Origin of the sequence: Bifidobacterium sp. ESL0682, assembly GCF_029392815.1 — a bacterium.
GTDB lineage: Bacteria > Actinomycetota > Actinomycetes > Actinomycetales > Bifidobacteriaceae > Bifidobacterium.
This window is the reverse complement of sequence record NZ_CP113942.1, coordinates 1,587,113-1,608,358: the sequence shown is the minus strand read 5'-3', so window position 1 is coordinate 1,608,358 and position 21,246 is coordinate 1,587,113. Positions and strand designations below refer to the sequence as shown.

At 56.7% G+C, this 21,246-nt stretch carries 11 protein-coding genes and 1 pseudogene; 5 read left to right on the top strand and 7 right to left on the bottom strand.

The genetic code is table 11. From position 1 onward, the window contains the following. Positions 1–14 precede the first annotated feature (14 nt). From pntB to xseA, 4 genes and pseudogenes are all read right to left on the bottom strand, one after another. Positions 15–1,415 (bottom strand): Re/Si-specific NAD(P)(+) transhydrogenase subunit beta, encoded by a 1,401-nt coding sequence (gene pntB, locus OZX57_RS06825; protein WP_277161933.1) that lies wholly within the window; start codon positions 1,413–1,415, stop codon positions 15–17. Next, positions 1,408–2,982, bottom strand: coding sequence for a Re/Si-specific NAD(P)(+) transhydrogenase subunit alpha (locus tag OZX57_RS06820; RefSeq protein ID WP_277161932.1), 1,575 nt, complete (start codon positions 2,980–2,982; stop codon positions 1,408–1,410). Before OZX57_RS06820 ends, pntB begins: the two co-directional genes overlap by 8 nt. Positions 2,983–3,371: 389 nt before the next feature. Next, positions 3,372–3,707 carry an exodeoxyribonuclease VII small subunit gene (locus tag OZX57_RS06815; protein WP_277161931.1) on the bottom strand — a complete coding sequence of 112 codons (336 nt, stop codon included), beginning with the start codon at positions 3,705–3,707 and terminating at the stop codon, positions 3,372–3,374. A 123-nt stretch (positions 3,708–3,830) separates the two neighbouring features. Further along, positions 3,831–5,065, bottom strand: a pseudogene (gene xseA / locus OZX57_RS06810) (exodeoxyribonuclease VII large subunit); the annotation flags it as partial. A gap of 410 nt (positions 5,066–5,475) precedes the next feature. Between xseA and nrdD the strand changes: the two are divergent. The 3 genes from nrdD (at position 5,476) to OZX57_RS06795 (ending at position 14,122) form a co-directional block, all read left to right on the top strand. Next, complete coding sequence (gene nrdD / locus OZX57_RS06805; RefSeq protein ID WP_277161930.1) at positions 5,476–7,872, top strand: anaerobic ribonucleoside-triphosphate reductase; 2,397 nt, start codon at positions 5,476–5,478, stop codon at positions 7,870–7,872. A gap of 130 nt (positions 7,873–8,002) precedes the next feature. Further along, positions 8,003–8,722 carry an anaerobic ribonucleoside-triphosphate reductase activating protein gene (gene nrdG, locus OZX57_RS06800; RefSeq protein ID WP_277162976.1) on the top strand — a complete coding sequence of 240 codons (720 nt, stop codon included), beginning with the start codon at positions 8,003–8,005 and terminating at the stop codon, positions 8,720–8,722. A 327-nt stretch (positions 8,723–9,049) separates the two neighbouring features. Further along, positions 9,050–14,122, top strand: a complete 5,073-nt coding sequence (locus OZX57_RS06795; RefSeq protein ID WP_277161929.1) for an acyl-CoA dehydratase activase-related protein — start codon at positions 9,050–9,052, stop codon at positions 14,120–14,122. Between the two features lie 171 nt (positions 14,123–14,293). On the opposite strand, the gene OZX57_RS06790 is transcribed toward OZX57_RS06795, so the two are convergent. Further along, positions 14,294–15,421 (bottom strand): tRNA-dihydrouridine synthase, encoded by a 1,128-nt coding sequence (locus OZX57_RS06790; protein WP_277161928.1) that lies wholly within the window; start codon positions 15,419–15,421, stop codon positions 14,294–14,296. Between the two features lie 189 nt (positions 15,422–15,610). Here OZX57_RS06790 and OZX57_RS06785 point away from each other — a divergent pair, with 189 nt between their 5' ends. Beyond that, positions 15,611–16,885 carry a glutamate-cysteine ligase family protein gene (locus tag OZX57_RS06785; RefSeq protein ID WP_277161927.1) on the top strand — a complete coding sequence of 425 codons (1,275 nt, stop codon included), beginning with the start codon at positions 15,611–15,613 and terminating at the stop codon, positions 16,883–16,885. Positions 16,886–16,891: 6 nt separating this feature from the next. On the opposite strand, the gene OZX57_RS06780 is transcribed toward OZX57_RS06785, so the two are convergent. Both OZX57_RS06780 and OZX57_RS06775 read right to left on the bottom strand, forming a co-directional pair. Further along, the gene (locus OZX57_RS06780; RefSeq protein WP_277162975.1) at positions 16,892–17,494 is read right to left on the bottom strand and encodes a helix-turn-helix domain-containing protein; all 603 of its coding nucleotides are present in this window, start codon (positions 17,492–17,494) and stop codon (positions 16,892–16,894) included. A gap of 178 nt (positions 17,495–17,672) precedes the next feature. Continuing rightward, on the bottom strand, positions 17,673–18,950 hold the full coding sequence (locus tag OZX57_RS06775; RefSeq protein WP_277161926.1) for an MFS transporter: 1,278 nt from the start codon (positions 18,948–18,950) through the stop codon (positions 17,673–17,675). Positions 18,951–19,364: 414 nt separating this feature from the next. Here OZX57_RS06775 and OZX57_RS06770 point away from each other — a divergent pair, with 414 nt between their 5' ends. Beyond that, positions 19,365–21,197: an ABC transporter ATP-binding protein gene (locus OZX57_RS06770; RefSeq protein ID WP_277161925.1), complete on the top strand. Its 1,833-nt coding sequence runs from the start codon at positions 19,365–19,367 to the stop codon at positions 21,195–21,197. Positions 21,198–21,246 lie beyond the last annotated feature (49 nt).

Here is a 21,246-nt window from a genome sequence, read left to right as displayed (position 1 = left end):
TCATCGTGTCTCGTTCACACTGCGTTGGAGATGGCCTCCACGCTGGCCTTCGCGTCGCCGAACAACATTGATGTGTTGTCGTTGAAGAACAGTGGGTTTTGCACGCCGGCGTAACCGGCACCCATCGAGCGCTTCAGAACGACGACCTGTTTGGCCTCCCAGACGTGAAGCACAGGCATGCCGGCGATGGGGGAGTCGGGGTCATCGGCTGCGGCAGGGTTGACGGTATCGTTGGCGCCGATGACCAAGACGACATCGGTATCAGCGAAGTCGTCGTTGATTTCGTCCATTTCCATGACGATATCGTAGGGTACCTTCGCCTCGGCCAACAGCACATTCATATGACCGGGCAAACGTCCCGCCACTGGATGGACGGCGAACCGAACCTCGACATTCTGTGCGCGTAGCTTATCGACCAAACTGGCCACGGCCTGTTGCGCCTTGGCCACAGCCATGCCATAACCGGGAGCGATGATGACCGAGTGTGCGTTCTTGAGCATTTCCGCCACGTCTGAGGCCGAGGTCTCATGCACCTCGCCGGTGACCTCCTTGGTGTCGCTTGCTTTGGCTGGCTTTTCGCCGAAACCGCCGAGAATGACAGACATGAACTTGCGGTTCATGGCCTTGCACATCAGGTAGGAGAGGATGGCGCCGGAAGCGCCGACCAGCGAGCCGGTGATAATGAGCAGATTGTTGTCGAGCATGAAGCCCGAAGCGGCTGCAGCCCAGCCCGAGTAGGAGTTGAGCATCGAGATGACCACAGGCATGTCGCCGCCGCCGATGGCCGCAACCATGTGCAACCCAAGCAGCAGCGCGAGCACGGTCATGATGGCCAGCGGCCAGATTGATCGTGTCGGGATGAACCAGGCGATCATGGCAATCATGACGATCAGTACAACCAGATTGATGATGTTGTGGCCGGGGATGATGAGCGGATTCGATTTCATCTTGCCAGCCAGTTTGAGGTAGGCGATGATGGAACCGGTGAAGGTCACGGCACCGATCAGCACGCCGATATAGGTTTCAGCTAGATGTGCGCCGTTCGGGTTCGTCTCGGTGAGCCATGAATTGTAGCCGATGAGAACTGCCGAAATACCTACAAAGCTGTGGAGCATGGCGATGAGTTCCGGCATCTGCGTCATTTCGACGGTACGGGCCTTCCAGATGCCGATGGACGCGCCGACGATGAAGACCAGGGCAATGAGCAGTGCGGTCACCCATACCGGGCGTTGGGAATCGACCAAAGCCAAGGCGATAGTGGCGACGATGGCGACGAACATGCCGATCATGCCGAGGATGTTGCCGCGACGGGCGGTTTCTTGCTTGGAAAGTCCGGCAAGAGAAAGGATGAAGAGCACTGCCGCCAGCAAGTAGGCGGATTGAGCGATGGATTCGAGTGTCATGATGTCACGCATCCTTCCTGAACATGCTGAGCATTCGGTAGGTCACCAGGAACCCTCCGAACACGTTGATCGAGGCAATAGCCGCCGAGATCACGGTAAGCACCGTCACCAGGGTATTGCTCGAGCCGATCTGCAACAGCGAACCGATGAGGATGATGCCGGAAATCGCGTTCGTCTGGCTCATCAACGGGGTGTGCAACGAATGAGTGACATTCGAGACGACATAATAGCCCACGAAAATCGCCAGAATGAAGATCGAGAACGTCATCAGTAGCTTCGTGTCTGCAAAGGCTAGCGCTATGGCGAGCAGGATGGCCGCAATCGCCGTGAACACGGTGTTGCGCTTGCTCTTCTGCGCTTTGATGGCTGCTTCCTTGGCTTTGGCAGCCTCTTCCTGAGCCTTTTGTTCTTCAGGGGTAAGTTTTGGCTTGTCGCCGACCTTGGCCGTGGCTGAAACCGAAACCTTTGGCGGCGGCCAAAGAATCTCATCTTCCTTGGTTACAGTCATGCCGCGTTGCACCTCGTCGTCAAGATCGAGAACAACGTTGCCGTCCTTCTTCGGTGTCAGCAGCTTCATCAGATTGACCACGTTGGTGCCGTAAAGCTGCGAAGTCTGCTGAGGCATGCGGCTGGCAAGGTCGGTGTAGCCGATGATGGTCACGCCATTGTCGGTGGTGATTTTCTTGCCGGGCTGCGTCAGTTCGCAATCACCGCCACCGCTTGCGGCGAGATCGACGATGATCGAACCGGGCTTCATGCCAGCCACGGCATCTTTGGTGATGGTGAGCACGCCTGCGCCGCGCACCAGGGCGGTGGTGATGACGATATCGGCGTTCGCTGCCTCTTTGGTGTAAAGCGCCAGTGTCGCCTTCTCCTGGTCGTCGCTCAGCGCCTTGGCATAACCGGTGTCGGATTTCTCTTGCTGGGCACCTTCGGCGCGCACGAACGTGGCGCCCATGGACTCGATTTGTTCGGCAGCTTCCGGCCGCACATCGAAAGCGCGAACTTCGGCGCCCATCGACACGGCCGCACCGATGGCCGCGAGACCTGCCACGCCGCCGCCGATGACGAAGACCTTGGCGGGAGCTGTCTTTCCAGCTGCAGTGACCTGCCCGGCGAACATGCCACCGTAGGATTCCGCGGCTTCGATGACTGCGCGGTAGCCGGAGACGTTTGACATGGTCGAAAGCACGTCCAACGACTGCGCTCGCGAGATGCGAGGAACGGCATCAAGCGCCAGTGCAGTGATGTTGTGATATGCCAGAATGTCCAACAACGCGTCGTTGCTTTGCGGTGCAAGGCGAGAAATCAGCATGGCACCGGGCTTCATCCGGTCGATTTCATCAGGTGTCGGGGTGTCGACGGTCACGACGATGTCGGCATTGAACACGTCGGTCGTCTCGCCGATGGTGGCACCGGCCTGTTGATAGTCGCTGTCGGAGAAACTTGCCTCTGCTCCTGCGCCGGCTTCTATGGAGACGTCATAGCCCAGTTTTTTCAACTGACTGACGGTTTTTGGCGTTGCCGCAACCAGTCGTTCCCCGGGAGATGTCTCCTTGGGTATTCCGATAATCACCATGGTTCCTTTCTTCTCGGTTTTGGCATCCGCGCATCAAGCTTGCGTTGCAATTTCCTTGTTGCTGTTCCATACTGCGATATCGGATACCTATATATACCAATATAGTGGTCTACCTCACATTTTGTCAGGGAACGACATTTTATGGATAAAACGGATGTGGTCTGTCGAGCTTCGTCGCTTCGAAGGTCCGAATGCCATGTGATATCCAATCTCAAAGGCTTAAGATGAATCGGAAACAAAAAATGGAGGACCCCATCGGATTCTCCATTTTTCATTAAATTATGCTTATTCGAGATTCGATTGCTGAGGCGTTAAGTAAAGAACCCTGTGGGTTCTTCATAGCCGAGGTGAGCGCGCCAACGCACGCGAAGACGCAATCTAATCTCGTGCTATTCGAGGTTAGATTGCGTGCCTGCCGTGGCGGCTGTAGATTGTTGTTCGGCTTCGGCGTTCTCGAGCTTTGCCCGCACATCGTTCAGCAGGCTTTGCGCGCGCTTGGCCAACGCTTCGCCGACTTCCCACTGGTGCATCGACTGGTCGAGATTGAGTCCGCCTGCTTCCAGCGCCTGTACGGCCTTGATGAGGTTGTCGCGTGCCTCTTCGTACGGCATCTTGGCGATTTGATCGCGCTCTTTGTCGGTGAGGCTTGAAGCGGGAGCGCTGGTTTGGTTCGCCTTGGCTTCTTCGGCCTTGTCGTCTTTTGCGTTGTTGGTTGTTGCTGCCATAATCGATCCTTTATATCTCTTGTTGGTATTGGTTGGTGTTATTCGATTTCGTTATGTCTAAAGTCGCGTGCCGTGTCTTAATGTGAATTCCGATTACGGCAACTCTATTGACATCGTCTGGCTTTATTCCGGATTGACGGTTTTGGCCTCGGTGACGACTTCGCCCCGCTTCAAGGTCAGGGTGAGCATGTCGCCGGGGAGACCGCTGCTGCGTCATCGAGCACATGCCCGTCGGCCGCCTGCACCACCGCATATCCGCGATCGAGCGTGGATTGCGGGCTCAAGGCACTCAGGCTGGCGTGCAGCTTTTCGACGGTCAGACTGGCGTCGTCCACAAGTCTGGTCAACCCCAATTGCATGCGTTGCACGGATTCATCGAGGAAGCGTTGGTGTGGCTCGAGCATCGTTTGCGGATGGGTGAGGCTGGGTCGGCTTGCATAGCCTTCGATAACGCGGATTTCGTTGTCAACCCGGGCGTGGACCCGTATGCTCATCTGTGCGCGGGCGTTGGCGATGAGCTGCCATTGTTCCCGAACATCCGGTACCACTTTCTTTGCGGCATCGGTGGGGGTGGAGGCGCGCAGGTCGGCAGCCAGGTCGATGAGCGTCCAGTCGTCTTCGTGGCCAACAGCGGAGACAATAGGAGTCTCACAAGCCGCGGTGGCACGCACTACGCCTTCGTCGGAGAAGCCGATGAGGTCCTCGAAACTGCCGCCGCCACGGGCAACGATGATGACGTCGACCTCCGGGTCGGCATCAAGTTTCTGAATAGCGGCAATGACATCTGATGGGCATTGCACACCTTGAACGTGCGCGTGAACGACCTTGAAGTTCACGGCCGGCCAACGAAGGTTGACGTTGGTGATGACGTCGCCTTCCGCACGGGCCTGTGGAGCGCAGATGAGACCTATACATTTGGGGAACTCGGGAAGCTCGACCTTGTTCTCCTGATCGAACAGCCCCTCACCTTTAAGCTTCTTGCGCAGCTCGTCGATTTGGGCCTTGAGGTCTCCGGCGCCGATGCGACGAATGTCGTCGGCCACGAAGCTCAAGCGAGTCGCCTTGACCCATATATCCGGCTTGCCATGGATGACCACGCGGTCGCCTTGATGGAAGTTCGAGGCCATCGCCACAAAATTGCGGAAGCCCATTACCGAGATGGAGATGTCTTCGAAATTGTCGCGCAAGGTGATATAGCCGGAGCTGGCGCGGCGCATATTGATCTCGACGATTTGCCCTTCAACCCACGAGCCTGGCCAACGTTTGACGGCATCGTGATATTTCTGGCTGACTACGCTGACCGGCCAAGGGTTCTCCGGAGTCGTGTCACGTGCCAGCCGTGGCAGTTCGTCAGGACGCCTTGGTTGCGCGGCGAGTGCATTTGCGCCGCCTTCTGGTCCGGCTGCTTGGTCGGGTGCTGCATACCCATATCTCGTGTTGAATGCCATGATTCCACAATCCTCTTTATGAAGGACAAGAATGCGCTTTCCCTGATGGGGGCATCAAGGTTTTGTATTGCATGTATGGACAAGTTTCGATGCCTTGAGGTGCGACACACCGGCGCCAAAATTTTTATGAGATTTTTCGCATTAATTATCCGCATCATTCCGCCGTTATTACTATATCTGGGGGCGAAACACCCGATATAACCCTAAATGTAGTATTCGGGAAGTCGTATAGTGATGGAAGACACAGAAAGTTACATGTGTGTGATTTCACACATATGATTGATAAATTTTGTTTTTGTGCCAAGGAAAGAAGGATTGGGATGCAGGATCAGGTTTTGGACGCACCGGCACAGCCGACTACGGCGACAAAAACCGTATTGGTGGAGAAGCGTGACGGACGTATCGTCGACTTCGATCCGGTGAACATTATCGCCGCAGTGAAGTCGGCCTTTAAAGACCTTAATAAAGAGGTTGGTCCTGAAGAAGAGCAGATGATTCGCGATCTTGCCAATGGTATTGAGGGCGAAGTCAAGGGGCGTTACGCCGGTCCGGCCAAGATCGAAGACATCCAGAATCTTGTCGAACACGGTCTGGTTGAAAACCATCTATATGACGTGGCTCGCAACTACACCAATTATCGTTTGAATAAGGATATCGATCGTGCCAAGGCCACCGATATCAACGCTGCCGTCGATCGTCTGGTCAACAAGGACGAGACGCTGGTGCGCGAGAACGCGAACAAGGATTCCAACGTCTACGCCACGCAGCGTGACCTGCTTGCCGGCGCCGTCTCCAAGGCTTCGGCTTTCTCGATGCTTCCCAAGCGCGTCGCCAATGCTCACATGAAGGGCGACATCCACTTCCATGACGCCGATTATTCGCCGTTCACCGCTGAAACCAACTGCAGCCTGCCGAACTTCGCCGACATGCTCCACAACGGTTTCGAGCTGGGCAACGCCATGATGGACACCCCGAAGTCCATCGGCACCGCCGCCACGCAGATTACGCAGATTATTAAGGACATCGCGGGCGACCAGTACGGCGGCCAGACCGTCAACCGCGCCGACGAGATGCTCGACGAATACGCCCGCAAGGACTACAAGAAGTTCCTCGATCAGGCCCACACCATGATTCCGGATTCCATGCCCGTGGAAGTGGCGCAGGAAATCGTCGACGGACTCAAGGCCAACGAGCCGAAGTCTCTGCACTTTGATGCCGATCGCGAGCCGATTCCGCAGGACACCCCGTTCCATGCCGATGCACCGAAGCTGGAGCAGATTCGTGAGATTTACGCCAAGATCATGACCCGCAAGGCCATCTATGACGCCATGCAGACCATGGAGTATCAGATCAACTCCAACCGCGTTTCCAATGGCCAGACCCCGTTCGTCACCGTCGGCTTCGGCCTCGGTACTTCGTGGTTCTCCCGCGAGATCACCCGCTGCATCTTCCTGGTGCGCATTCTCGGTCTCGGCCGCGACCACCACACCGCGATCTTCCCGAAGCTCACCTATGCCATCAAGCATGGTGTCAACTCCGAGCCCGGCGATCCGAACTATGACCTGAAGCAGCTCGCCCTCGAGTGCTCCACCAAGCGCATGTACCCCGACATTCTCTTCTATGAGAACCTCGTCAAGATCACCGGCTCCTTCAAGGCGCCGATGGGTTGCCGTTCGTTCCTGCCCAACTGGACCAATCCGGACACCGGCAAGGACGAAGAGGAAGGCCGCATGAACCTCGGCGTCGTCACCGTCAACATTCCGCGTATCGCGCTGGAATCTCGCGGCGACAGGAATCGCTTCTGGAAGATTTTCGATGAGCGCATGGATGTCGCCCACGAAGCCATGCAGTTCCGCATCATGCGCTGCAAGCAGGCCAAGCCGATCAACGCCCCGACGCTCTATCGCTATGGTGCTTTCGGTCGTCTGGATGCCAACGACAGCGTCGACCAGCTCTTCAACCGCGATCGCGCCACCGTCTCGCTCGGTTACATCGGCCTCTATGAGGCGACCAGCGTCTTCTACGGCAAGGATTGGATGACCGACCACAGCTGGGATGCGGAAGGCAAGGAGTTCGCACTTTCAATCGTCAAGAGGATGCACGATCTGTGCGCCAAGTGGGCCAAGGAAGAGGGCTATCACTATTCACTCTATTCCACGCCTGCCGAGTCGCTGACCGACCGCTTCAACCGCATGGACCGTGAGAAGTTCGGCCGCGTGCCGGGAGTTACCGATCATGACTTCTACACCAACTCCTTCCACTATCCGGTCTGGCTCTCGCCGACCCCGATGGAGAAGCTCGACTATGAGAAGGACTTCCCGTACTACGCTTCCGGCGGGTTCATCAACTACTGCGAGTTCCCGACCCTGCAGACCAATCCGAAGGCGCTCGAGGCCGTGTGGGATTACGCCCACAACATCGGCATCGGATACCTTGGCACCAACACCCCGATTGACCACTGCTACGTCTGCGGCTTCGAGGGCGACTTCGAGCCCACCGAAGAGGGCTTCAAGTGCCCTGAGTGCGGCAACGCTGATCCTGATAAGTGCAACGTCACCAAGCGCACCTGCGGCTACCTCGGCAACCCGGTGCAGCGCCCGATGGTGCACGGCCGCCACGAGGAGATCACCCATCGCGCCAAGCACATGAGCGGCGAGACTGGCCATGTGGTGCTGAAAGACGGTACCGAGCGCGAATGGTACGAAGAGGCCAAGTAGTTCGGTAGCGTTTGAGATACAGGAGCAAGGCGGTTCATCGTTCGGTGTGCCGCCTTTACTTTTGCCTGAAAGTCCGCGGAATCGCGGCAATGGTGATGGATTAAGGGAGAAAAGGAAAGCAATGGGAAAGCTGGCAGGCGGTAAGCTGCACGACTTTGCGAAGGAAGAAGACAATCGCGGACCGTGGATTCCCACGGCTTACGCCAACAATCCGAAGGCGGGGCAGTGGACCAGCGAGAGGCTGAGCCATGACATGATCGCCGACTACAAGCCGCTGGTGATGACCGATGGCGAAGGCATCCGCTGCTCCGTCTACGTTTCCGGCTGCCCGTTCCACTGTGTCGAATGCTTCAACGAGTCCATTTGGGATTTTCAGGCCGGACACCCTTATACACAAGACCTTGAGGACAGGATCATCAAAGATCTATCGCAAGGCGTGGTTCAAGGCATCACCTATCTCGGTGGCGAGCCGTTGCTCAACACCGGTGTGCTGCTGAAGCTCTCCAAACGCATCCGCAAGGAATTCGGCCATGATAAAGACATCTGGTGCTGGACCGGATACACATGGGAAGAGCTCATGCGCCCTGGCGAAAGTGCCGATAAACTCGAGCTGCTGCACGACATCGATATATTGGTGGACGGCCGCTATATGAAGGACCACCATGATTCGCTGTTGCAATTCCGAGGCTCAAGCAACCAGCGCATCGTTGACGTTCCAGCTTCGTTGCGCGCGCATGAGGAGACCGGAACGTCTGCGCCCGTCATTTGGTCGAAACTGCATGACCAGCACCGCTTCATTCCCGAGGTCTACGGCAAGGACCGTTCCGCCGGCGAAGGTGCCGCCAGCTGAAAACGATGCAGGCGATGATGCTCTTATGCGATGACCCGGTTGCCGTGAACAATCAGATGACTCGTCGGATTGATTCGGCGGGTTGGTCCGTCTGACTAGATTATGGTGATCTTTGGCAAAACGAGTATGACAATATGAGTAAGCATGAATCGTTCCCAATGTCAAGAGATGTAGGTCACAATGGTTGCTTCTGTGAGCTGAATCATAGTGATGTATCGCTCTGCTGGGAAGGACCACGACTAATCTGTCTAGATATATGTGTGTAAGCTCACGGTTGCAGATTGCGCAAAATACCGTAAGTTTACGGAAACGGTAAAGGATTCAGGCATGGCTGACGTGATGGAAACCAAGACAACGGAGCATGAGGTTACGCCCCTGCGGGTCGGGCTCGATATCGGCTCGACCACGGTCAAGGCCGTCGTACTCGACAAAAGCAGCGACCTGAACGATGTGCTGTTCGCGGATTACCGGCGTCACAACGCCAACGTGCGTGCCACGGTGGCCGGATTGCTGCGTGACATCAAGAAGCAGCTTGAGGAAGAGGGCCGCGGTTCGCAGCCGATTAATCTTGCCATCACCGGTTCCGGCGGCTTGGGACTGGCCGACGACATGAACGTGCCGTTCGTCCAGGAGGTCATCGCCGAAACCAAGGCGATCGATCAGGTCTATCCCGAAGCCGATGTGATTATCGAGCTTGGCGGCGAGGACGCGAAGATTACTTATCTGAAGCCCACGCCCGAACAGCGTATGAACGGCTCCTGCGCGGGCGGCACTGGCGCATTCATCGATCAGATGGCAACGTTGCTGGATACGGACGCTTCCGGCCTCAACGAAATGGCCAAGGACTACAAGCTTCTTTACCCGATCGCCTCGCGTTGCGGTGTGTTCGCCAAATCCGATCTGCAGCCGCTGATCAACGACGGCGCAGACAAGCCCGATCTGGCCGCTTCCATTTTCTCGGCAGTCGCCACGCAAACCATCGCAGGTCTTGCTTCCGGTCGCCCGATTCACGGCAACGTGGTCTTCCTTGGCGGTCCGCTCTTCTTCCTTTCCGAGCTGCGCGAAGCCTTTGCCCGTGCGCTGGAAGGCAAGGTTGACAAGTTCATCGTCCCCGAAAACGCCCATTTGTATGTGGCCTACGGTTCCGCGCTGATGTGCGGCAACGACAACGAGCTCGATGCCGGCCAGCATTTCGAGCCCCGCAGTTGCCAGGAGATTATCGACGACCTCGAAAGCCTCAAGAACAAGCCGGTCGATACGGCCACCATGCCGCCATTGTTCCCGACCGAAGAGGATCGGCGTAAGTTCAATGAACGCCATCACAAGGAACAGGTCAAGGTTGGTACGCTGGAAGGCGCAAAGGGCCCGCATTTCCTTGGCATCGACGCCGGCTCGACCACCATCAAGGCGACATTGATTAACGACGACCGCGAGATCGTGTGGTCGTCCTACGGCACCAACGAAGGCAGCCCGCTCGACGCGGCCATCGAAATCGTGCGCAAGATTGAGAACGCCATGCCCGAAGGTGCTTGGATAGCTCGCAGCTGCGCTACCGGCTACGGTGAAGGTCTGATCACCACTGGCTTGCACTTGGACGAGGGCGTCGTGGAGACCATGGCGCACTATCGTGGTGCTGAAATGGTGAGCCCCGGCGTCACGGCCGTCATCGACATCGGCGGGCAGGACATGAAGTACCTCGCCATTGCTGATGGCGTTATCGACTCGATTTCCGTCAACGAGGCATGCTCGTCGGGCTGCGGCTCGTTCCTGCAGACCTTCGCACAATCCATGGGCCTGACCATCGAGGAGTTCACGCAGGCCGCGCTGAACTCCGACCACCCGGTCGACTTGGGTTCGCGTTGCACCGTGTTCATGAACTCATCGGTCAAGCAGGCACAGAAGGAAGGCGCGAGCGTCGAGAACATCGCGGCGGGTCTGTGCTATTCCGTGGTTCGTAATGCGCTTTACAAGGTCATCAAGTTGCGCGATTCTGGACAGCTCGGCGACACGATCGAAGTGCAGGGTGGTACGTTCCTCAACGACGCCGTGCTGCGCGCTTTCGAATTGCTGACCGGCAAAGAGGTTACCAGGCCGAATATCGCAGGTCTGATGGGTGCGTTCGGTGCGGCGTTGACCGCGCGTATGCATTATGAGGATGCCCACGATATCGACGAGACGGCTGAACACACGAAATCCGCCATTGTCGAAGGCGACGAGCTCGACCACCTGTCGATGACTTCCGAGCGTGATGTCTGCAAGAGGTGCCAGAACCGCTGCAAGCTCACCATCACTACCTTCCAGGACGGCTCGCGTTACGTTACGGGCAATCGTTGCGAACGTGGCGCCGACGCGAAGGCGGAACGCAGCGATCGTCCGAACCTGTACGACTACAAGTACAAGCGCGTCTTCGCCTATCGTCGCCTGACCGACAAGAAGGCCTACCGCGGCGAAATTGGCATACCGCGTGCGCTCAATATGTATGAGAACTATCCGTTCTGGTTCACCCTGCTCACCAACTTGGGCTTCAAAGTCCGACTTTCCGGGCGAAGCAGCCATGAACTCTTCCAGTCCGGCATCGAATCCATCGCTTCCGAGAACATCTGCTACCCGGCCAAGATGGTGCATGGCCACATCAAGTGGCTGCTCGACCGTGGCGTCAAGACGATTTTCTATCCCTGCGTCTCCTATGAGGAGAACCTGGTCGAGAGCGACACCGACAACCATTACAACTGCCCGATCGTCGCCAACTACCCGGTCGTGATCGAAGCCAATATGGCCGAACTGCGCGAGCCCGGCATCCGCTATATGCGCCCCTACTTCAACCTTGCCGACCACGATTTGATGGTCGACCGCATCGTCGAAGAGTTTGCATGGACTAATGTCACGCGCGAAGAGGCCGAGAAGGCCGTTAAGGCCGCATACACCGAAGACAAGATCTTCAAGCACGACGTGCAGCAGGAAGGCCTGCGCGCGCTTGCCTATATGAAGGAGCACAACTGCCGCGGCATCGTGCTCGCCGGCCGTCCCTACCACATCGACCCCGAAATCAACCACGGCATCCCCGAGACCATCTGCTCGCTGGGGATGGCAGTGCTGTCAGAGGACTCCATCTGCGAACTGCAACCCGGCGAGAACCTGCACCTGAGCGAATACCTGAGCGAGGGCGAAAAGGACCCGAAGGCGAAGGACGAAGGAGGGTTCCGCGAGGTCGGCGATCGCAAGGTCATCAATATGCCTCTGCGCGTGGCCAACCAGTGGGCCTACCATTCGCGTCTGTATGCGGCGGCGAATTTCGTGTCGTCCTATCCGGGACTCGAGTTGGTGCAGCTCAACTCCTTCGGCTGCGGCATCGACGCCATCACCACCGACCAGGTCAGCGAGATTCTCGCCGACAAGGCCGACGTCTATACGCTGCTGAAGATCGACGAGGTCAGCAACCTCGGTGCGGCGAAGATTCGTTTGCGCTCGCTCAAGGCGGCCATTGAAGAGCGTGAAGCCAACAAGGCCAAGCTGAAGAAGGCTGCTGATAAGGCCGAACTTGAAGCAACGGCTGCCGCTGAAGCGGCCAATGAAGAGGGTGCTATGGAATCTGCGCAGGCCAGTGCCGAAGAAACGGCCAAGAAGGCTGCCGAAGTCAAGGCTCGTCAAGAGGCCGCCGCCAAGCGCGAGGCCGAGTTGAAGGATGCCGAAAGCAAGCTTGAAGAGGCTAAGGCGCAGTTGGCAGCCGCTCAGGCCGCTGTCGATGAGGCCGAGAACAAGGCCGAAACCGCCAAACAGAACGCAGAAGCTTCTGCTGCGGCTGATTCGTTTGATGCCGATGGCTCTGCTGATGTAGCCGAAGACGCCGATGTTCCTGCCGACAAGCAGGGCGAATTCCGCAAGACCGGTTCCGAGGCGCCGACCCCGGGTCGTCAGGTGCTGCTTGACAGCGTGATGAAGGCGAATCCGAAGCTCACTGAGTCAATGAAAGAAGCCTCGCGTCGCGCCAATGGTAAGACGTCGGCAGCAGGAAATGCCAAGGCCGATGGGGCTGATGCCACCGCGAAGGCTGGCAAGAAGTCTGCTGCAGACAAATCTAAGAAACGTAGCAAGGGCACCATTTCCGCTTACGCGCATAAGGTGCGTTTCCAGAAGGACATGCGCAAGGACTACACCATCGTTGCTCCGCAGATGAGCCCGGTGCATATGAGCCTGGTTGAGGCTGTGATTCGTTCCGGCGGCTACAAGTTCGACGTGCTCAAGATGGCCGACCAGCAGGATGTGGAAACCGGCCTCAAGTATGTCAACAACGATGCCTGCTACCCGGCCATTATGGTCGTCGGCCAGTTGGTCGATTCGATCATCAAAGGCAAGTACGACCCAGACAAGGTCTGCCTGGCCATCACGCAGACCGGCGGCATGTGCCGTGCGACCAACTATTACGGTCTGATTCGTAAAGCGCTGGTTGACGCCGGCTATCCGCAGGTGCCGGTCATCGCGCTTTCCACGCAAGGCATCGAGGACAACCCCGGTTTCACCGCGACCCCGACCCTGCTGTGGCGCGCGCTTAAGGCGTTGGTCATCGGCGATTTGCTGATGAAATGCCATTACCGCGTGCGTCCTTACGAAAAGGAGAAGGGCAGCGCCAACAGGCTTTACGAGATGTGGGACACGATTGTTCGCGAGACTATCGAGCACCATGGCTATTCCAAGACCGCCAAGCAGAAGATCGGCAAGGGCTATCTGCCGTATCAGACGTTGCTCAAGGAGATCGTCAAGAGTTTCGATGCTCTGCCGCTGCGCAACATCCCGCGTAAGCCGCGCGTCGGCGTGGTCGGCGAGATTTTGGTCAAGTATCATCCCGATGCCAACAACCACTTGGTCGACGTCATCGAATCTCAGGATTGCGAAGCCGTGGTGCCTGGAATCATGGAGTTCATGACCACCGGTCCGTACATCACGGATTGGAAGGAAAAGAACCTTGGTATGGGCGGCAACCAGAAGGCCTATGCTGTGATGCGTTGGGGTCTCGACCGGATTCTGAACCCGGTACGTCGTGCGATTGACCTCGCACACGGCAAGTTCAGCCAGGACACCCCGATGCCGGAACTGGTGGAACTCGCTTCCACCGTCACCTCCATCGGTGTGCAAGCAGGCGAAGGCTGGCTGCTGACCGGCGAGATTCTGGAACTCATCAAGTCTGGCTGCCCGAATGTGGTGTGCGCCCAGCCGTTCGCCTGCCTGCCCAACCACGTCACCGGACGAGGCATGTTTGGCAAGATTCGCAGGCTGCATCCTGAGGCCAACATCGTCTCCATCGACTATGACCCCGGTGCTTCTGCCGCCAACCAGCTCAACCGCATCAAGCTGATGATCGCGGCCGCCAAGAAGAACGAGCAAAAGCTGTCCAAGGCGGACTGAAATTGAGCTGCTAATTACAGCGCTCGAATAAACGAGTAAACAACAAAAGTCGGGCGATACCTTTGCATAAGGTATCGCCCGACTTTTTCAATGAAACAGTGGCGGAACCGATTAATGGTTCAGCCACTGATTGTCATCACCAGTTTCGCAATTCCGCTGATGCAGCGCTTTTTACCATTCAGCGCGCCAATATTGCACAGCGGCGGGATTGGCTTCGCGCGGAACACCAAGGCTGGCGGCGGCCATCGCGGGCCAGTGCGGGTTGCGCATGGCGGCGCGGCCGATAGAAACGGCGTCGACCTGATGGGTGCGCAGCATGGTTTCGGCCTGTTCCGGACTAGAAATGCCGCCGACCACGCTCACAATCGCGTCGGTATCGGCCAATGCCTGCTTCATCTGTGCGCCGAGAAGGGCGTGGAAACCCGGCCCGGAAGGTTGCAACGGGGTATTGACCAGACCGCCGGAGGACACATCGACCCAGTTGATGCCGTGGTGTTTGACCAACTCGCGCATAAGACGCGCGGTGGTCTCGATATCAAGTCCGTCTTCCACCCAGTCGGTGGCGGAGATGCGGATGCCAAGCGGCTTCGAATTCGGCCACACCTCGCGTACGGCATCGACGACCTCGCAGATTAGACGCGCACGGTTCTCGATGTTGCCGCCGTACTCATCGGTGCGGGTGTTGGTCAATGGCGACAGTGATTGATGCAGCAGATAGCCATGAGCGGCATGAATCTGAATGGCATCGTAGCCGGCAGCGTCGGCGCGGCCGGCGGCTTCGGCGAAATCCGAGACAATCTGCTTGATGCCCGTCTTGTCTAATTTTGTTGTCGGTTGATAGCCTTTGGCAATGGATTGGTCGGTCATGCCGACCGTCTGCCAGCCACCCTCTTCGATGGGTTCGGAGCCGCCGTGTGAGCCGGGCATCCAAGGCTTGCCGGAAGCGCGACCGCCGGCATGGTTGAGCTGCACGGCCGCCGCTGCGCCCTGAGAATGAATCAAGGAGACCAGATGCCGATGCGCGTCCTCCTGCTCATCGCTATACATCCCGAGGTCACGCGGTGAAATTCGGCCAACCGGAGACACCCCGGTCGACTCGACGGTGAGCAGTCCGAATCCGCCGGCGGCGATGGCCCCGTAATGCTGCAAGTGCCAGTCGGTGGCCACGCCATCCATCTTATCGACGGAATATTGGCACATGGGGGAGAGGATGGTGCGGTTGCGCAACTTCAACCCCGTTCCATCCGGTGTAGGAAGAGTCAACGGCGAAAACAACGTGTTGCGATTATCCGTGGTCATGAAGTGCTCCTTGAAGACGGTATGGAAAACAAAGCTATTGTCGTTATACCAAGGCCTTTGTCATTTGGACAAGTAGAACGTCAGGGCTTGAAACGGACCGTGTTCACCACCGAGTGCGAATGATGCAAGAGAAGTGCGCAACCTGCGTAATTCTTGGTTAAATGCGATAGAAGTGGATAGCATGAGACCATGAATATTACTCCACGGGTGAGCTACGCGCACGTAGGCGCGAAGGTGAACGGCAAGCATGTGGCCAGTCTGCTGCACTTTTTCGAATCTGGCGCCAAGCCGGAGCGCGATGATGGCTACGGGGTCGAGATTGAGCACCTTCCCGTGCGTAATGGCAGCGACCGGGCGGTAAGCTATGCCGAGCCCAACGGTGTTGAAGCGCTGTTGGAACGGCTTCGTCCCTATTACGACTCTGACAAGGAATTTGTGGAGGACGGCCACTTGCTGGGGCTTTCACGACCGGGCATCAGCCTTTCGCTGGAACCGGGCGGCCAGTTCGAGACGTCCATCGGTGTGCTGCACACTCCCGAGGAACTGCTCGATATCTACGGAAAGTTTCGCAGCGAGATCGATCCCATTCTGGATGATTTGGGCTTTCGTCTGATCAATTACGGCTATCAGCCGGTTACAAGTTTTGCCGACATTCCGCTCAATCCCAAGCGCCGGTACGCGGCGATGAACGATTATCTCGGCCACGTCGGCTCATACGGCCCCTGCATGATGCGCTGCTCGGCCTCCACTCAGGTGAGCATCGATTACAGCGACGAAGCGGATGCCGTCGCCAAAATGCGCATTGGGTCGGCGCTGGGCCCAATCATTTCCCTGTTCTTCCGCAACTCCCCGTATTTCGAAGGCGCGGAAAATCCGTTCCCGCTCCTGCGTCAGCGTATCTGGGATAAGGCCGACCCGCAGCGCACCGGCATCACGCCCGGATTGTTCGACCCGAGGTTCGGCTGGGAGGATTATGCTCGTGACGTTTTGGCTACGCCGATGATGTTCGCCGACCTGACGCACACTCCTGAGGCAGCCGACCTGAGCGAGGATGAGCAGGAATTCGTGGCGTTTGACCGCAATGCCGCCGATATTTACCCGGATCGCGAGCTTAACGATTACGAGGTGAGCCATATCCTTTCCACGCATTTCAACGACGTGCGCTTGAAGAATTTCGTCGAACTGCGGCACTGGGATTCGTTGCCTATCGAGCGAGCAGAACTGCTGGCTGAAACCGTCAAAAACGTGTTTTACGATGACGCGAATTTCGCTCGCTGGAAGTCATTTGTTGACGGTCTTTCCGTCGTGGACGTCGAGTTGGCAAAGGACGATTTGCAGGCGCGTGGCATGAATGCCCAACCCTTCGGCAAATCTATGGACGAATGGCAGGATATTCTCAACTTGGAAGATACTCGAGCCAATATCCCTGGCGATCCGGTTCGCCCCGACGTGTTCCAGAAGTGACTGCGTTTACCGGTAGCCTTCCCAAATCGGCATCGGCATCAGTTCGGCCTCGCATTCGGCCCACATCTGGTTCAGGTCGCGTTCCGGGGCGCGCAGCCACCGCAGCTGGATGCCGTCCATCATGCTGAAACCGGCCCGTAGTAGGTGATCGATATTGGTGCTCTCGGGCACATACCAAGGAATCTGTGTCATTTCTTCGACCAGATTCTGGTCTCGTTTTCTGAAATATTCGTGTGCCGGATGTTCGGCGTCGATTGCTTCGGCGTCCAACGTCGAAAACATGTGAACCTGCTCGGGGCGTTTGGCGTTGATGGCCACGACTTCGCGCCACATGCGCGCCACGTTGGGTTTGTCGGTCATCCGGAAATTGTCCATGATGGTTTCGGTGCAGGGGTCGTATATCTCATCGAGCACGATATCGAGCAGTCCCTCTTTGCTGCCGACATGATGCAGTACTCCTGCCTTGGTCATGCCTACGGTGTTGGCGATCTTCTGCAGTGAGGTTCCGTAATATCCGCATTCTCCGAACGATACGACGGCGGCATTCAATATGGCGGTGCGGCTGTCAATGCTTTTATCGCGGCTTTTTGCATGGGAAAGGTGCAGCATGATATGGGAAACCTCTTTTTTGTACGACAATTGTTCATTATTCCGTATGAGCTAGACCGAGTAAGGCTTGATGTCGTATATATCGGCATTGATGATGGTCGTGAATATACAGTGATGCCGTGCCTAGAAAAATATAAGGCACGGCATCACTGGAACATTATGAATTGCTTGTTGAGTCTTACTTCACCCGACGAATCATCATGATGAAGACGGTGCCCACGAGCAGGAAGACGATGGCGACAGGGAAGACGCCCTTGTAGCCGCCGCAGATGCCGATGAACATGGTCGTGAAGGCGGGGGCGAGAGCCTGGCCGATGGTGTTGGCGAGGTTCAGGATGCCGAGGTCCTTACCGGCTTCTTGCGGGTTGGGCAGGACGTCAACGTTCAGTGCTTGGTCGACGGACATGTAGCAGCCGTTGCCGAGACCGGCGAGCGTCGCATAGATATAGATGCCGGTGGTGGTGGGCATCAGCCAAGCGACAAGCATACCCAAGGCAATGATGACACAGGCAACAGCGACGATGAACTTGCGGCGGTGCAGATAGTCGGAAAGTGGGCCGGAAACCACTGAAGCGATAATCGTGGCGATCAGCGTGATGATCGACATGATTTGCATGGCGGTGCCGGCATCCTTGATGCTCAGGTGAATGTATCTCTCGAGGATCAGGAGTTGGTAGCCGGAGATCATGAACGTACCGATGACGAAGGCAAGACGGCCGAACAAGGCGAGATAGAAATCGCGGCAATTCTTGGTCGGGGGAATAAACGACTTGAGAATTTCCCCTACGGAAGTGGCCTTGGTGTTGTTTTCCGCGGACTTTTCACGTGGCCAGATCAATACGGTGATGATGCCGGAGAAGAGGAAGACGCAGGTGCCGATGGTCAAACCAGTGTTGAGCTTGGTCAGGAAGAAGCTGCCGATGAAGTTACCGGCCTGCATGCCGACAATCTGTCCGGCGCCGTACAGGGCGGAGAAGGTACCGCGCACGTCCTCCGGTATGCGGTCGGAGAGTACGGCGACAGCAGGGGCGATCAGGCAGTTGATGCCGACTTGCACGATGCACCAGCCAACGACCATCCATACTAACGAGGTCGAATGGGCGGTGAGGAAGTAGCCTACAGCGCCGATGATGCCGCCGGCTACAATCCAGGGGGTGCGCTTACCGATCTTGAATTTGGAAATATCGGAGAATGTACCGAAAACGATGTTCGCTATAAGGGCGAAAATCGAGCTGACGGCGTTCATCGTACCAAGAGCGCCCTCGGCAGACATGCCTTTGATGCCTGAGAACACTTGAGGCAGCAGGACTCCAGAGCCCATGGTAAAGGGAATGGCCCACAGGATGGAGACCAATGCGAAGCCTGTGGCGAAACGAACCTTATGTTCCAACGGTTTTTGCGTGTCGGGTGCCAGGTTAGCTGGTGTCACATAAATTTGGGTATCTTCTGCGGCCATGCATTTCCTCCTTGATTTATGGCAACTTCGTAGTTACCGTACGGTCGGTAAGTATTCTATCAGATTGAAAACTAGCAATAATTGTTTTTAATATTTTTTTGAAATTTCCCGCGTTGAACAATAAAAATCAATGGAAGGAGACGGCTCGCGATTTGACAGAATATTCTTCCAGCTTAAAAATTATCGATCGGGCGAAAAGTTCGGCGGTGGTGAATCTTGGCCTGTTTTGCATGCGCTTCGGCAGGCGGATTGTAGCAGGTTCGTAATAGCTTATATATAGTCTGCCGGCTTCAGTAGTCCCTCGTTTCTGCTCGGATATCAGCGCTGAATTTGATATGTCGTACCGGGCGTGAGCGGGACAAATGTCATGGGGGAGAAGCGGCGGTTTCGTCAAAAGCAGGAAAAGAGGGTTGGATGAGTAAGGCACTTGATGCTCCCCAAAGCGAACAGGTGATGGCAACGGATCAGGAACACCCCAAGCATCTGATACGTACGTTGCTGCATAGCTTGCGCGAATATAAGCGCGAAAGCCTTTTGGCTCCGGCCTTTGTGATGGTCGAGAGCATCCTTGAGATCGTGATTCCCACGGTCATGGCTCAGCTGATCGATCAGGGCGTCTCCGGCGGCTCGATGCCGGCGATTTGGAAGTTCGGCATCATCCTGCTTGGTTGCGCCGTTCTTTCGTTGTTCGCCGGGTTCATGTCCGGACGATATGCGGCCATCGGCTCGTCCGGTTTCGCCAAGAATCTGCGTCACGATTTGTTTGAGAAGGTGCAGTCCTTCAGCTTCACCAACATCGACCGCTTCTCGACCGGCTCGATCATCACCCGTCTGACCACCGACGTCACCAATGTCCAGTTTGCCTTCCAGATGATCATTCGCGTGGCCGTGCGCGCCCCGATGATGGTGATCGTCGCATGGATCTTCTCCTTCAGAATCAGCCATTCCATCTCGATGGTCTTCCTTGTTATCGTCCCGCTTCTGGGCGTGGCTCTTACGGCTCTGGCGCTTTCTGTGCACCCGACCTTCGAGAAGGTCTTCCATACTTACGACCATTTGAACAACATCGTTGACGAGAACCTGCAGGGCATCCGAGTGGTCAAGTCCTACGACCGCGAAGAACACGAGGACCGCAAGTTCGGCCGCGTCTCCAAGCGCATCTATGAGCTCTACTGCAAGGCCGAGCACGTCATGGCTTTCAACTGGCCGATTTTGAACACCTGCATCTACGGTGCGATGCTTGTTATCTCGTGGATGGGCACCAAGCAGATTGTCGCCTCACATAACAACCCGGTGCTGGGCCTGACCACCGGCGACCTGACCGCGCTGGTCACCTACGCCATGCAGATTCTGATGTCGCTGAACATGGTTTCGATGATCGTGGTCATGGTCGTCATCTCGCGTGCGGATGCCGAACGTATTTGTCAGGTTTTGAACGAAGTGAGCACGGTGCGTGACAATAGCAATCCGATCATGGCGGTTCCCAACGGCTCTATCAAATTCAACGACGTCACCTTCCGCTATTCCGAAGGTTCGGAACGGCCGGTGCTCGAAGACATCAACTTGGATATCAAGGCCGGCAAGACCATTGGCATTGTCGGCGGCACCGGATCGTCCAAGTCGAGCCTGGTGCAGCTTATTCCTCGTCTGTATGATGTCAGCTCCGGCTCGCTTGAGGTTGGCGGTCACGATGTGCGCGACTACGATCTGGTCGCCCTGCGCGACGCGGTGGCCATGGTGCTGCAGAAGAACGTCCTCTTTACCGGCACGATTGCCGAGAACATTCGCTGGGGCAATCCCGATGCCACTGATGAAGACGTGGTGCGCGTCTGCAAGCTCGCGCAGGCCGACGGGTTCATCCGCGAATTCCCGAGGGGCTACGACACTTATATCGAAGAAGGCGGTTCCAATGTTTCCGGAGGTCAGCGGCAACGCTTGTGCATCGCCCGTGCGCTCCTGAAGAAGCCGCAAATTCTGATTCTCGACGATTCCACGAGCGCGGTCGACACCAAGACCGACAAGCTGATTCGCAGCGCATTCGCCACCGAAATCCCCGACACCACGAAGATCATCATCGCCCAGCGACTGGCTTCGGTAGAGGAATCCGACGAGATTATCGTTATGGATGAAGGCCGCATCCTCGACCACGGCACGCACGATGAGCTGCTGAAGACATGCGAGGAATACCGTTCGATTTACGAATCCCAGACGAAGAACCAGGGCAAGGGGGATGACGACGATGAGTGAAGCAACCATGACCACGAAAAACAGCAACGAGCAAGACGTAATCGCTGGA